The sequence below is a fragment of the Amycolatopsis sacchari genome, from assembly GCF_900114035.1.
Classification (GTDB): Bacteria; Actinomycetota; Actinomycetes; order Mycobacteriales; family Pseudonocardiaceae; genus Amycolatopsis_E; species Amycolatopsis_E sacchari.
Genome location: NZ_FORP01000001.1, coordinates 372779 through 385963 on the forward strand (window position 1 = coordinate 372779; position 13185 = coordinate 385963).

The following is a 13185-nucleotide window of genomic DNA, read 5'->3' on the forward strand; positions in this document are numbered from 1 at the left end:
CTAGAGCAACAACGCGCGGATGTCGGCCACCAGCAGGTCCGGCTGCTCCATCGCGGCGAAGTGCCCGCCGCGGTCGTGCTCGGTCCAGCGCACGATGTTGTTGTCCCGCTCGGCGATGCGGCGGATGGGCAGCGTGATGTCCTTGGGGAACACCGAAACCGCGGTGGGCGTGGGGGAGGGCTCCAGCGGCGTGCGCCAGAGCGCGCCGGACTCCTGGTAGAGCCGGGCCGAGGAGCCCGCGGTGCCGGTGAGCCAGTACAGCATGACGTTCGTCAGCAGCTGGTCGCGGTCGACGGCGTCCTCGGGCGAGTCGGCCGAGTCGGTCCAGTCCCGGAACTTCTCGGTGATCCAGGCCAGCTGGCCGACGGGGGAGTCGTGCAGGGCGTAGGCCAGCGTCTGCGGGCGCTGGGACTGCAGGACCGAGTACCCCGACAGCTCGCGCTGGTAGCGCAGGCGCGTCTCGAACCGGCGCCGCTCGTCCTCGGTCAGCTCCGCCGGGTCGAGCTGACCGCCGGGCAGCATCGTCAGGTGCACGGCCGTGACGTGCTCGGCGTCGAGCCTGCCCAGCTCCCGCGTGATGAGCGCACCCCAGTCACCGCCGTGCGCGGCGTAGCGCTCGTAACCCAGGCGCCGCATCAGCTCCGCCCAGGCGCGCGCGATGCGGTGGACGCCCCAGCCGGGCTCGGTGGTGGGACCGGAGAAGCCGTAGCCCGGCAGCGACGGCACCACGACGTGGAAGTCCGCCGACAGCGGGCCGAGCACCTTCAGGAACTCCACGACCGAGCCGGGCCAGCCGTGGGTGAGCAGCAGCGGCAGCGCGTCCGTGCGGCCGGAGCGCACGTGCAGGAAGTGCACGCGCTGCCCGTCGATCTCGGTCGTGAACTGCGGGAACTCGTTGAGCTCGCGCTCGTGCCGCCGCCAGTCGTAGCCGTGCCGCCAGTGGTGCGCCAGCTCCTTCAGGTAGCCCAGCGGCACCCCGGAGCCCCACCCGGAGCCGGGCAGCTCGGCGGGCCAGCGGGTCAGGTCGAGGCGGGTGTGCAGGTCGTCCAGCTGCTCCTGCGGGACGTCGATGCGGAAGGGGTCCATGGGCCTACCGTAGATCCCCGCGCCAGAGGTTACCGACCGCTTAGTATGTGCTGTACCGTGTCCGTCGTGGCAGTGGTGCTCCCCGGCTCAGGCAGTGGCGGCTCAGACCGTCGCGCCGAGCATGCGCAGCACCAGGTCCGCGTACTCGCGGCCGAGCGCCTTCGGCGTCTTGCCGGCGCGGTCGCTGTACCAGCGCGCCACGTCCACGCCCAGCGACAGCACCGCGCGGGCGGCCGTCCGCAGGTCGCTCACCGTGAACTCGCCCGCCTTGACGCCGTCGGCGATCACGTCGCGCACCAGGTGCTCGATGCGCCGCCGCAGGTCCGCGACGACGGCGTACTGCTGCGGCGGCAGCGCCTGCAGCTCGTACTGCACGACCCGCGCCACGGTGTGCCGCCGCGCGTGCCAGGCCACGAAGTCCTCCACGATGCTGCGCATGCGCTCCCGCGGGCTGTCCGGGCGCGCGGCGACGCTCTCCACGAGGGTCAGCGTCTGCTCGTGCCCGCTCTTGCTGATCGCGAACAGCAGCGCGGCCTTCGACGCGAAGTGCACGTACAGCGCGGCCGGGCTCATCCCGGCCGCCGCGGCGATGTCGCGGGTCGTGGTCGCGTGGTAACCGCGGTCGGCGAACGACTCGACGGCGGCCAGCATGAGCCGGCGTGCGGCGTCGGGCTGGACCTCGGGCCACAGTTCGGCGGACAACGAGACTGTCATTCTCTGATCCTCCCAGGATCGGACCGCGACTAGTGTAAGCGGGCGCTTAGTGCCCGGGAGTTTCGAACAGGAGTTGGTCAGTGAACTCTCTCAAGGACCGCGTCGCGATCGTCACCGGGGCGAGCCGGGGCATCGGCCTCGGCATCGCCCGCGAGCTGGTGCGGCGGGGCGCGAAGGTCTGCGTCACCGCCCGCAAGCCGGAGCCGCTGGCCGAGGCCGTGCGGGAGCTGGGCGGTCCCGGCGTCGCGATCGGCGTGCCCGGCAAGGCCGACGACGCCGCGCACCAGCAGGAGGCCGTGACCAGGACCGTGGAGGCGTTCGGCAGCCTCGACCTGCTCGTCAACAACACCGGCATCAACCCCGTCTTCGGCCCTATCACCGACATCGACCCGGCGGCGGCCGCGAAGATCCTCGGCGTCAACGTGCTGGCGCCGCTGTCGTGGATCCGGCTCGCCCGCGACGCGTGGATGGGTGAGCACGGGGGAGCGGTGGTCAACATCGCGTCCATCGCGGGCCTGCACGCTTCGCCGGGCATCGGCATGTACGGCGTGAGCAAGGCGGCGCTGATCCGCCTGACCACCGAGCTGGGTGCCGAGCTGGGGCCGGGGATCCGCGTCAACGCCGTGGCGCCCGCGGTCGTGAAGACCCAGTTCGCGACGGCGCTGTACGAGGGTCGCGAGGAGGAGGTCACCGCGAGCTACCCGATGAAGCGCCTCGGTGTCCCGGAGGACGTCGCGGGCGCGGTGGCGTTCCTGCTGTCTGACGAGGCCAGCTGGATCACCGGCCAGACCCTCGTGCTCGACGGCGGTGTCGGCCTGGTCGGTGGCCTGTGAGCACCGAGCTGAACGGTGCCGGTGTCGTGATCACCGGTGGTGGCGGCGGGATCGGGAGCGCGCTGGCCCGGCGGTTCGCCGCCGAGGGCGCGCGGATCTTCGTCGCGGACCTCGACGGCGACGCCGCCGCGGCCGTCGCGGCGGAGGTCGGTGGCGTGGCGCTGGGCGTGGACGCCGCGTCCGAGGCCGGGGTCGAGCAGTTGATCACCGCGGCCAAGGCGGAGCTGGGCACCATCGACCTGTTCTGCGCCAACGCCGGGATCGCCCCGCACGGCGGCGCCGACGCGCCGGAGGACGTGTGGGCGCGGGCGTGGGACGTCAACGTCATGGCCCACGTGCGGGCCGCGAAGCTGCTGCTGCCCGACTGGCTCGACCGCGGCAAGGGGCATTTCCTGGCCACCGTGTCGGCGGCGGGGCTGCTCACCGTTCTCGGCTCCGCGCCCTACGCGGTCACCAAGCACGGCGCGCTGGCGTTCGCCGAGTGGCTCAGCGCCACCTACCGGCACCGCGGCATCACCGTCCAGGCGATCTGCCCGCAGGGCGTGCGCACGAACATGCTCGCGAGCACCGGCCGCGCGGGCGAGCTGATCATGGGTGCCTCGGCGATCGAGCCCGAGCAGGTCGCGGACGCGGTGCTGGAGGCGTTCACCGACGACCGGTTCCTGATCCTGCCGCACCCCGAGGTCGCCGGGTACTACGCGGCGCGTGCCACGGACACCGACCGCTGGCTGGCCGGCATGAACAAGCTGCAGCGGAAGGTGGAGCAGGCGACGGGGGAGTGAGCGCGGGTCAGCGCGGGGCGTGGCGCTCCAGGAACGCCATGATCTCGGCCGGGTCCTCCAGCGGCAGCGGGTAGTGCAGGAGGCGGTCGAGCCCGAGGCTCTCGTAGTCCGCGGGCCGTCCCGTCGTGCCGATCGGCATGAACGTGATTTCGAGCCTGCCCAGGCGGGCGGGCCGCTCGACCTCGGTGGCGGCCTTCGCCAGCCCGGTCAGGTGCCGCTCCAGGTCCCGCGGCGACGAGCCGTTGCCGAACCAGCCGTGCCCGCGCGCGACCGCACGCCGGAACGCGGCGGGACTGTGCCCGCCGATGACGACGCGGGGTTCGCGGGCGGGGCGCGGATGCGCGTCCACGCCCGAGAACGACACGTGCTCGCCTTCGTACGCGGGTCGCGGGTCGAGCCACAGCGACCGCATCGCGTCGAGGTACTCGTCGGTGCGGCGGCCGCGTTCGGACATCGGCACGCCCACCGCGGCCAGCTCCGGCTCCAGGTACCCGGCGCCGACGCCGAGCAGCAGCCGGCCGCCGCTGAGCGCGTCCAGGCTCGCGACCTGCTTGGCCAGCACGACGGGATTGCGCTGCGGCAGGATGACGATCCCCGTGCCCAGCTCGATCCGCTCGGTCACCGCCGCGACGAAAGCCAGGTGCACCAGCGGGTCGAGGATGGGATCCGCCGGGTCCATCGGGGTGTCCGGGGTGCGCGGGCTCGGCACGACGACGTGCTCACCGGCCCACCACGACCCGTACCCCAGCTCCTCCGCGCGCCGCGCGAACCGCAGTGTTTCGGCGCGTGCGTGCGCCGCCTTGGCGTTGAGCCCGAAGATCCCTGTTTCCACGCCCCGATCCTGACCCGCCGCGCCGCTCCCCGTCCAAGACCGGTTCGCATAACCTCGGGTTATGGATGTCCGGGTCCAGGACCTGCGCTACTTCGTCACGGTCGCGGAGGAACTCAGCTTCACCAGGGCCGCCGAGGCGCTGTTCGTCTCGCAACCCGCGCTGAGCAAGCAGATCGGCAGGCTCGAGACGGCGCTGCGCGTCAAGCTGTTCGAGCGGGAGCGCCGTGCGGTGACGCTCACCCCGGCGGGACACGCCCTGCTGCCCAGGGCACGGGAGGTGATCGGCGCTTGGACCGCCGGGCAGCGTGAGGTCGCCGATGCCGCGGCGCGGGAGCGCGACACCCTCACCATCGGCTTCCACACGTCGATCGGGCGCGGGCTGGTGCCCGGGACGACCGCGCGCATGCGGGAGGTGCTGCCCGGCTGGCGGCTGCTGTTCCGGCAGGTGTCGTGGCAGGACCCGACCGGCGGTCTCGGCAGCGGCGAAACCGACGTCGCCTACTGTGGCTGCCCGCGCCGGCCGGGTACGAGCACAAGGTCGTCAGCACCGAGGACCGGTGGGTCGGGCTGCCGCGCGGGCACCGGCTCGCCGGTCTCGACGTGGTGCCGTTCGCCGAGCTCGCGGACGAGCCGTTCGTCGCGCTGCCGGGATCGGCCGGGCCGATGCGGGACTTCTGGCTGGCGGCGGAACAGCGCACCGGTCCGGCACGGGTGGCGGTGGAGGTGGAGACCGCGGAGGAGGCGTTCGAAGCCGTCGCGGCGGGCACCGGGATCATGCTCGTCGCGGAGGGCAACGCGGAGGTGTACCGGCGGGACGACGTGGTGACCCGGCCGGTGTCCGGGCTGCCACCCGCCGAACTGGCCGTGCTGTGGCACGAGGGGGACTCGCGCGAGGCGGTCCGCGTGTTCACCGACGCGTGCCGCCGCTGTCTCTGCGGCCGGCCGTCCCCCGGCGCGCGCTAGCCTTGGCCCATGGCACGCCCCGCCGCCGAGGACTCGGTACCGCGCCGCCTGCTCGCGGCCGCCACGAAACTGTTCGCGCAGCGGGGGTACGACCGCACGTCCGTGCAGGAGATCGTGGCGGCCGCCGGCGTCACCAAGGGCGCCATGTACCACTACTTCGACTCCAAGGACGACCTGCTGTCCGAGATCTACGGCCGCATCCTGCGGCTGCAGACCGAGCAGCTGGAGAAGGTCGCCGCCACCGAGGCGCCCGTCGCCGAGCGGGTGCGCCAGGCGGCGGTGGACGTCGTGGTCAGCACGATCGGCAACCTCGACGACATGACCATCTTCCTGCAGTCGATGCACCAGCTCGGCCCCGAGAAGTACCGGGCGGTCAGGGCCGAGCGGCGGCGCTACCACGAGCGGTTCCGCTCACTGGTCGAGGAAGGGCAGCGCGAGGGCGTGTTCCGCGCCGACAAACCCGCCGGCATCGTCGTCGACTTCTTCTTCGGCGCGGTGCACCACCTGAGCGTGTGGTACCGCGGGGACGGTGAGCTCTCCGCACGCCAGGTGGGCGACCACTACGCCGGACTGCTGCTGGCCGCGCTGCGGCCGGAATAGCTCCTCACAGCGGCAGGTCCACCAGGCCCGCGAGCGCCGCGCGGTGGCGGCCCGGCGTGCCCAGCGCCAGCTCATCGCTCTTGGCGCGCTTGAGGTACAGGTGCGCCGGGTGCTCCCACGTCATCCCGATGCCGCCGTGGAGCTGGATGGCCTCCTCGGCCGCGTGCACTGCCACCGCCGCACACGCCGACTGCGCCACGGCGACCGCGATGCCGAGGTCGTCGGTGCCGTTCGCCAGCGCGTCGGCCACGTTGCGGGCCGTGGCCCGCGCGGTGACGACCTCCAGGTACAGGTCGGCGAGCCGGTGCTTGAGCGCCTGGAACGAGCCCACCGGGCGGCCGAACTGGTAGCGCTGCTTGACGTAGGCCACCGTCTCGTCGAGGCACCACTGCGCGATCCCGACCTGCTCGGACGCCAGCAGCCCGGCGCCGGTGAGCAGCGCCCGCTCCAGCGCGTCCGCCGCCCGCTCCGGGCCCGCGAGCAGCCGGCCGGGCACGTTCTCCAGCGTGACGTCGGCCAGGCGCCGGGTCAGGTCGAGCGAGGTCGCCTCCGCGGCCGTCGCTCCGTCGACCGCGTACAGCGCGGGACCGTCGGGACCGGACGCGGGCACGATCAGCACGTCGGCCACCGAGGCGTCCGCGACCAGACCGATCCGTCCATTGAGGACACCGTCACGCACCTGCACGGTCTCGGGGAACGCCGCACCCGGCCACGTGCTCAACGGCACCGCGAGCGCACCGGTCCGCTCGCCGCTCGCGAGCGCCCGCAACAGCTCCGCCACCACCGCTTCGCCCGTGTCGCACGCCAGCAGCGCCGACGTCGCCAGCACCGCGCTGCCCAGCAACGGCACCGGCGCCACAGCCCGGCCGGCCTCCTCCAGCACCACGGCCAGTTCGCGCGCCGACGCGCCGTGCCCGCCCAGCTCCTCGGGGACGGCCAGCCCCGCCGCACCCAGCTCCCCGGCCAGGGTGCGCCACAGCTTCAGGTCGTACGGTTCCGCGCTTTCGGTCCGCGCGAGCACCGCCGAGGCGGGCGCGCGGTCGGTGAACAGGTCGCGGACGCTCGCCCGCAGGTCCTCTTCGACCTCGGAGTACAGCAGATCACTCACCGGGGCAGGTCCTTCCAGGCGACGTCCTTGTCGACGCGGGGTTCCGACGGCAGGCCGAGCACGCGCTCGGCGATGATGTTGCGCAGCACCTCGGAGGTGCCGCCCTCGATGGAGTTGCCCTTGGCCCGCAGGTACCGGTAACCGGGGCCGCGGCCGAGCATGTCGACCCGCTCCGGCCGCCGCATCGTCCAGTCGTCGTAGCGCAGGCCGTCCTCGCCCGCCAGTTCGACCTCCAGTCCCGACAGCGCCTGCTGCAGCTTCGCGAACGCCAGCTTCATCGCCGAGCCCTCCGGCCCCGGCGCGCCGACCGCGAGCTGCTGGCGCAGCCGCTGCCCGGCCAGCCGCGCCGCCTCCGCGTCCACCCACAGCCGCAGCAGCCGCTCGTGCAGGTCGGGCGTGCGCAGTTCGGGGCGCTCCCGCCACGTCTTCGCGACCATGCCGAGCAGCCCGCCCTCACGCGGCATCGCGTTGCCGCCGATCGCGACACGCTCGTTCATCAGCGTCGTCTGCGCGACCTTCCAGCCCTCGCCGACCGCGCCGAGCCGGTTGGCGTCGGGCAGCCGCACGTTCGACAGGAACACCTCGTTGAACTCGGCCTCACCGGTCAGCTGCCGCAGCGGCCGCACGTCGACGCCGGGATCGGTCATGTCGCAGACGAAGTAGGTCATGCCCTGGTGCTTGGGCACGTCGGGGTCGGTGCGCGTGACGAGGATGGCGAAGCGGGCGATGTGCGCGACCGACGTCCACACCTTCTGCCCGTTGACCACCCACTCGTCGCCGTCGCGGACGGCGCGGGTGCCCAGCGCGGCGAGGTCGGAACCCGCGCCCGGTTCGGAGAACAGCTGGCACCACACCTCCTCGCCGGTCCACAGTGGACGCAGGTAGCGCTTCTTCTGCTCCTCCGTGCCGAACCGCAGGATCGTCGGCGCCGCCATGCCGAGCCCGATGCCGATCCGGCGCGGGTTGTTGTCCGGCGCGCCCGCCTTCGCGAACTCGGCCTCCACCACGGTCTGCAGCTCGCGGGGCGCGCCCAGCCCGCCGAGGCCCTCGGGGTAGTGCACCCACGCCAGGCCCGCGTCGAACCGCGCCCGCAGGAACTCCAGGCGGTCCAGGTCTTCCGGGTCGTGGGTGGCGAGGAACTCCGCCACCCGCGCCCGCAGGTCTTCCGCTGTCGTCACTTGTACTTCCTCAGCTCTCGGTGGGCCAGTGACCGCTTGTGCACCTCGTCGGGGCCGTCGGCGAACCGCAGCGTGCGGATGCCCGCCCACATCTCCGCCAGCGGGAAGTCCTGCGACAGCCCGCCCGCGCCGTGCGCCTGGATCGCCTTGTCCAGGATCCACTCCACGGTCCGCGGAGTGGCGATCTTGATGGCCTGGATCTCGGTGTGCGCGCCGCGGTTGCCGATGGTGTCCATCAGCCAGGCGGTCTTGAGCACGAGCAGCCGCAGCTGCTCGATCCGCACGCGGGACTCCGCGATCCAGTCCTGCACCACGCCCTGCTCCGCGATGGCCTTGCCGAACGTGCTGCGCGACAGGGTGCGGCGGCACATCGCCTCGATCGCGCGCTCGGCGATGCCGATCGAGCGCATGCAGTGGTGGATGCGGCCAGGCCCCAGCCGCGCCTGCGCGATGGCGAACCCGGCGCCCTCCTCGACGAGCAGGTTCTCCGCGGGCACGCGGACCTCGTCGAAGACGACCTCGGCGTGCCCGCCGTGGGAGCTGTCGTCGTAGCCGAACACCTTCATCCCGCGCTTGACCGTCAGGCCGGGGGTGTCGCGCGGCACCAGGATCATGCTCTGCTGGCGGTGCGGCTCCGCATCGGGATCGGTCTTGCCCATCACGATGAAGATCGCGCAGTTCGGGTTCATCGCCCCCGTGATGTACCACTTGCGCCCGGTGATGACGTAGGAGTCGCCGTCACGCCGGATGCTCGTGGCGATGTTGCGGGCGTCGGAGGAGGCGACGTCGGGCTCGGTCATCGCGAACGCCGAGCGGATCTCCCCGTCCAGCAAGGGTTGCAGCCACTGCTTGCGCTGCGCCTCGGTGCCGAACTGCGCCAGCACCTCCATGTTGCCGGTGTCCGGGGCGGCGCAGTTGAGCGCGGCCGGCGCCAGGTGCGGGCTGCGGCCGGTGATCTCGGCCAGCGGCGCGTACTGCAGGTTGGTCAGCCCGGCGCCGTGTTCGCCCGGCAGGAACAGGTTCCACAGCCCGCGCTTGCGGGCCTCGGCCTTGAGCTCGTCGACCACCGGTGGCGGCAACCACGGGTTCTCCCGCTCCGCCAGCTGCTCCTCGAAGACGGGTTCGGCGGGGTAGATGTGCGAGTCCATGAACTCGAGGAGCTGCCCGCGCAGCTCCTCGGTGCGGGCGTCGAATGCGAAGTCCATGTCAGTCCTTGAGTGTCTCGTTGCCGAGCGCGACGAGCGGGGCGACGCCGTCGCCGATCTGGTCGAAGCCCGCGCCGACGGTCTTGCCCTGGCTGAAGCGGTAGTAGATGCCTTCGAGGATCACCGCGAGCTTGAAGAAGGCGAACCCGATGTACCAGTTGAGCGCGGAGATGTCCCGGCCGGACCGCCGCGCGTAACGGGCGATCACCTCGTCCGTGCCGGGGTAGCCGGGCGCGCTGCTGACGTTGGAGACGAACTCCAGGTCGGCCTTGCCGCGCTCGGCGTAGGCGACGAGCAGCGCGAGGTCGGTGAGCGGGTCGCCGAGCGTGGACATCTCCCAGTCCAGCACGGCGGTGATCCGGTCCTCGCCGTTCACCAGCACGTTGTCGAGCCGGTAGTCACCGTGCACGATCGCCGGGGCTCCCGAGGCGGGCAGCCGCCGGGCCAGCCGCTCGTGCAGCTGGTCCACCCCCGGCAGGTCCCGGCTGCGGGAGGCGTCGAGCTGCTTCTTCCACCGCCGCAGCTGCCGCTCCAGGAACCCCTCCGGACGGCCGAAATCGCCCAGCCCCACCGCATCGGGGACCACCGCGTGCAGGTCGACGAGCGTGTCGACCAGCGCGTCGGCGATCCCCGCCGTCCGCTCCGGGCCGAGCGCCTCGAGCTCGGCCGCGGAGCGGTACGGGGTGCCCTCGACGTACTCCATGACGTAGAACGGCGCGCCGAGCACCTCGGGGTCCTGGCACAGGGTGATCGTGCCCGGCACCGGGACCGCGGTCCCGCGCAGCGCGCTGATCACCCGGTGCTCCCGGGCCATGTCGTGGGCGGTCGGCAGGACGTGCCCCAGCGGCGGGCGGCGCACCACCCAGCGCGACCGGCCGTCCGTGACCACGTAGGTGAGGTTCGACCGGCCGCCCTGCACGACCTCGGCCGTCAGCGCACCCGTGACCAGGCCGGGTGCCTGCTCGTCGAGGTGCGCGCGCAGCCGCGCGAGATCCAGGCCCGGCGGGTCCTGCTGGGTCATGTGGCCTCCCTGCCTTCCGGTACCGACCAGTCGGTATGTCCTACCGTAGCGACCGCCGCGGCCTGCCCGCCTCAGGCGAGCAGGCGCACGACGAACTCGGCGACGCAGGCGGGCTTCGCCTCGCCGTCGATCTCCACCGTCCAGCGCACGACCGCCTGCTTGCCGCCCGGCACGTCGGTGATCTCGGCGAGCTCCGCCGAGCCCCGCACCTTCGCGCCGACCCGCACCGGCTGGGGGAACCGGACCTTGTTGAGGCCGTAGTTGATCCCCATCTTCAGCCCGTCGACGCGGTAGGTCTCGGCGGACAGGTACGGCAGCAGCGACAGGGTGAGGAACCCGTGCGCGATGGGACCGCCGAACGGACCCTGCTGGGCCTTCTCGAGGTCGACGTGGATCCACTGGTGGTCGCCCGTGGCGTCGGCGAACGTGTTGACCTGGTCCTGCGTGACGGTGTGCCACTCGCTGGTGCCGAGGGGCTCCCCGGCGGCCGCGGCGAACTCTTCCAGGCTGGAGAAGACGCGCATGCTCAGTCCTTCGGTCCGCCGGCGACGTAGATGACCTGGCCGGAGACGAACCCGGCGCCCTCGCTCACCAGGAACGACACGGTGTGCGCGATGTCGTCCGGCGTGCCGACGCGCTGCATCGGGATCTCCTTGGCCGCGGCCGCCTTGAAGTCCTCGAACGACAGGCCCAGCCGGTCCGCGGTCGCCGCCGTCATGTCGGTGGCGATGAAGCCCGGCGCGATCGCGTTGGCGGTGACGCCGAACTTGCCCAGCTCGATGGCCAGCGTCTTCGTGAAGCCCTGCATACCGGCCTTCGCGGCGGCGTAGTTGACCTGGCCGCGGTTGCCCAGCGCGGACGTGCTGGACAGGTTCACGATCCGGCCCCACTTCTGGGCGGTCATGTGCCGCTGCACGGCGCGGGTCATCAGGAACGAGCCGCGCAGGTGCACGTTCAGCACCGCGTCCCAGTCGTCGTCGGTCATCTTGAAGATCAGGTTGTCGCGGGTGATGCCGGCGTTGTTCACCAGGACGGTCGGCGGGCCGAGCTCCTCGGCGACCTTCGCGACGGCCGCCTCGACCTGCTCGGTGTTGCTGACGTCGAGGCCGACCCCGATCGCCCGGCCGCCGGCGGCGGCGAGGTCCTCGGCGCCGGACTTGACGGCGGCCTCGTCCAGGTCGAGCAGCCCCACGGCGAACCCGTCGGCCGACAGCCGCCGGGCGACGGCGGCACCGATGCCACGGCCGGCCCCGGTGACGATCGCGACGCGGGAGTGGGATTCGGTCACGTGCTTCCTCCTCGGCATTGAGTGCGCATGGGTAAGCGAGCGCTTAGAAAGCTACCGGGATCGGGCCGTGCTGAACACCCGTGTAACCCAAGTCACTTCAGGTCGAGCGTAGTAGCGGGACGGCGAGCGTCGCGACGGCGAGGAGCTCGGTGAGCGCCATCAGCCGCTGCACGAGCCCGAGCGGCACGAACGTCCACCACGGGCCGCCACCGGCGAGCATCACGACGACACCGGTGAGGATGAGCGCGAACCAGCCCAGCGACGCGATGCTGAGGACGCGGGCGATCCAGCGCCACGGGGTGTCGTCGGCGAACACCGGGCCGGACGCGAGGAGCAGCCCGACCGGCAGGCACACGAACCCGATGATGCTCGCGATCCGGTGCACGGTCCCGCCCGCGCTCGGCCCGACGGCCCAGTCGGTCTTCGGGAACGCGACGATCACCAGCAGGCTCACCGTCCACACCGCACCGGCGAGCAGCGCGCCCGCGGGCAGCGTGCGGCGCAGCGCGTGCACGGCGAACAGCACCCCGGACCCGAGCGCGACGAGCAGCAGCGCCACGTTGAAGATCCACTTGTTGGCGCTCAGCCCGTACTCGCTGATCGTGCGGCGCAGCGGGCTGATCTCGTTGGTGGGCGGCAGGAACTGCAGCAGCAGCACGAGCAGCGCACCGGCCGCGATCGCGACGACGCCACCCGCGCCGAGCAGGCCCGGGGCGCGGCCGGGGGAGACGGTCAGGCTCATGATCCGATCGTACGGACGGCGCGTGGGCGGGCCGTGTGCTCCAGAATCGGGTCCGTGCTCGTCTGGTACGTCAGCTACGGCTCGAACATGAACGCCGCGCGGTTCGGGTGTTACCTCGCCGGCGGGACGCCTTCCGGCGGGCGGCTGGCGTTCCCCGGCTGCCGCGACCCCGCGCAGCCGGTGCGGACACGCGGGTGCGAGCTGCCGGGCGGGATCTACTTCGCCACCGAGTCCTTGGTCTGGGGCGGCGGCCGCGCGTTCTACGACCCGGGCCTGCCGGGTACCGCCGCGGCGCGCGCGTACCTGATCACGGCGGAGCAGTTTTCGGACGTCGTGGCGCAGGAGATGTACCGGGAGCCCGGCGAGGACCTCGACCTGACGGCGGCGCTGGAGACCGGCCGCGCGACGCTGGGGCCCGGCCGGTACGAAACCCTGGTGTGCGCGGGAGAACTCGACGGGCACCCGCTGCTGACCTTCACCGCGCCCTGGGTGTGGACCGACGTCGAGCTGCTCGCCCCCTCGGCCCGGTACCTGCGCATGCTGGCGACCGGACTGCGGGAGGCCCACGGCTGGGACCCGCTCCGCGCGGGCGCGTACCTCGCGTCCCGTCCCGGCGCCGCGGGGACGTGGACCGCGGAGCGGATCGCGGCACTGGCTTAGGGCGTTGGCCACGCGGCGGAGCCGCGCTTTCACCACCCCACAACCGGCACCGCCGCGGGTTCTGAGGGGCTTCCTCGCGAGGACAGCGCCGCCGTGGTGACCTGGCGGTCATGAGAAGGCGATCCCGGAGCGAGGGAGCCCCTCAGGTTCCGCCACCCGCGCCCGCCCGCGAG

The 13185-nt window shown here is 72.5% G+C and carries 15 protein-coding genes and 1 pseudogene; 6 read left to right on the forward strand and 10 right to left on the reverse strand.

The annotated features are described in order from the left end of the window. Together BMZ92_RS01790 and BMZ92_RS01795 are read right to left on the reverse strand one after the other, a co-directional pair. Nucleotides 1-1086 carry an epoxide hydrolase family protein gene (locus BMZ92_RS01790; protein WP_091503835.1) on the reverse strand — a complete coding sequence of 362 codons (1086 nt, stop codon included), beginning with the start codon at nucleotides 1084-1086 and terminating at the stop codon, nucleotides 1-3. A 102-nt stretch (nucleotides 1087-1188) separates the two neighbouring features. Next, complete coding sequence (locus BMZ92_RS01795; protein ID WP_091503836.1) at nucleotides 1189-1800, reverse strand: TetR/AcrR family transcriptional regulator; 612 nt, start codon at nucleotides 1798-1800, stop codon at nucleotides 1189-1191. An 80-nt stretch (nucleotides 1801-1880) separates the two neighbouring features. On the opposite strand from BMZ92_RS01795, the gene BMZ92_RS01800 reads away from it, so the two are divergent. Further along, nucleotides 1881-2633: an SDR family oxidoreductase gene (locus tag BMZ92_RS01800; protein ID WP_091503838.1), complete on the forward strand. Its 753-nt coding sequence runs from the start codon at nucleotides 1881-1883 to the stop codon at nucleotides 2631-2633. Beyond that, the gene (locus BMZ92_RS01805; protein ID WP_091503840.1) at nucleotides 2630-3415 is read left to right on the forward strand and encodes an SDR family oxidoreductase; all 786 of its coding nucleotides are present in this window, start codon (nucleotides 2630-2632) and stop codon (nucleotides 3413-3415) included. The genes BMZ92_RS01800 and BMZ92_RS01805 overlap by 4 nt, the downstream gene beginning before the upstream one ends. A 7-nt stretch (nucleotides 3416-3422) precedes the next feature. Here BMZ92_RS01805 and BMZ92_RS01810 read toward each other — a convergent pair whose 3' ends face one another. After that, nucleotides 3423-4247, reverse strand: a complete 825-nt coding sequence (locus BMZ92_RS01810) for a TIGR03619 family F420-dependent LLM class oxidoreductase (protein ID WP_091503842.1) — start codon at nucleotides 4245-4247, stop codon at nucleotides 3423-3425. Nucleotides 4248-4308: 61 nt separating this feature from the next. Between BMZ92_RS01810 and BMZ92_RS38740 the strand changes: the two are divergent. The 3 genes and pseudogenes from BMZ92_RS38740 to BMZ92_RS01820 form a co-directional block, all read left to right on the forward strand. Further along, a pseudogene (locus BMZ92_RS38740) lies at nucleotides 4309-4488 on the forward strand (LysR family transcriptional regulator); the annotation flags it as partial. Nucleotides 4489-4697: 209 nt separating this feature from the next. After that, entirely contained in the window at nucleotides 4698-5210 is a 513-nt protein-coding gene (locus tag BMZ92_RS37775) for a LysR substrate-binding domain-containing protein (RefSeq protein WP_218153369.1), read from the forward strand. Nucleotides 5211-5219: 9 nt separating this feature from the next. Further along, nucleotides 5220-5810 carry a TetR/AcrR family transcriptional regulator gene (locus tag BMZ92_RS01820; protein ID WP_091503844.1) on the forward strand — a complete coding sequence of 197 codons (591 nt, stop codon included), beginning with the start codon at nucleotides 5220-5222 and terminating at the stop codon, nucleotides 5808-5810. A gap of 4 nt (nucleotides 5811-5814) precedes the next feature. On the opposite strand, the gene BMZ92_RS01825 is transcribed toward BMZ92_RS01820, so the two are convergent. The 7 genes from BMZ92_RS01825 to BMZ92_RS01855 all read right to left on the reverse strand — a co-directional run bounded on the left by BMZ92_RS01825 (nucleotide 5815) and on the right by BMZ92_RS01855 (nucleotide 12352). Then, nucleotides 5815-6918, reverse strand: coding sequence for an acyl-CoA dehydrogenase family protein (locus BMZ92_RS01825; RefSeq protein WP_091503845.1), 1104 nt, complete (start codon nucleotides 6916-6918; stop codon nucleotides 5815-5817). Next, a complete protein-coding gene (locus BMZ92_RS01830; RefSeq protein WP_091503847.1) occupies nucleotides 6915-8096 on the reverse strand; it encodes an acyl-CoA dehydrogenase family protein in 1182 nt (393 codons plus the stop codon). The genes BMZ92_RS01825 and BMZ92_RS01830 overlap by 4 nt, the downstream gene beginning before the upstream one ends. Continuing rightward, nucleotides 8093-9301 (reverse strand): acyl-CoA dehydrogenase family protein, encoded by a 1209-nt coding sequence (locus tag BMZ92_RS01835; protein ID WP_091503849.1) that lies wholly within the window; start codon nucleotides 9299-9301, stop codon nucleotides 8093-8095. Before BMZ92_RS01835 ends, BMZ92_RS01830 begins: the two co-directional genes overlap by 4 nt. A gap of 1 nt (nucleotide 9302) precedes the next feature. Further along, on the reverse strand, nucleotides 9303-10322 hold the full coding sequence (locus BMZ92_RS01840; RefSeq protein ID WP_091503850.1) for a phosphotransferase family protein: 1020 nt from the start codon (nucleotides 10320-10322) through the stop codon (nucleotides 9303-9305). Between the two features lie 71 nt (nucleotides 10323-10393). Then, a complete protein-coding gene (locus BMZ92_RS01845; RefSeq protein WP_091503852.1) occupies nucleotides 10394-10846 on the reverse strand; it encodes a MaoC family dehydratase in 453 nt (150 codons plus the stop codon). A 2-nt stretch (nucleotides 10847-10848) separates the two neighbouring features. Beyond that, entirely contained in the window at nucleotides 10849-11610 is a 762-nt protein-coding gene (locus BMZ92_RS01850; RefSeq protein ID WP_091503853.1) for a beta-ketoacyl-ACP reductase, read from the reverse strand. 97 nt (nucleotides 11611-11707) lie between these two features. Next, entirely contained in the window at nucleotides 11708-12352 is a 645-nt protein-coding gene (locus BMZ92_RS01855; protein ID WP_091503855.1) for a DUF998 domain-containing protein, read from the reverse strand. A gap of 54 nt (nucleotides 12353-12406) precedes the next feature. Between BMZ92_RS01855 and BMZ92_RS01860 the strand changes: the two genes are divergently transcribed. Further along, nucleotides 12407-13012 (forward strand): histone deacetylase, encoded by a 606-nt coding sequence (locus tag BMZ92_RS01860; protein ID WP_245782829.1) that lies wholly within the window; start codon nucleotides 12407-12409, stop codon nucleotides 13010-13012. Nucleotides 13013-13185: the final 173 nt, after the last annotated feature.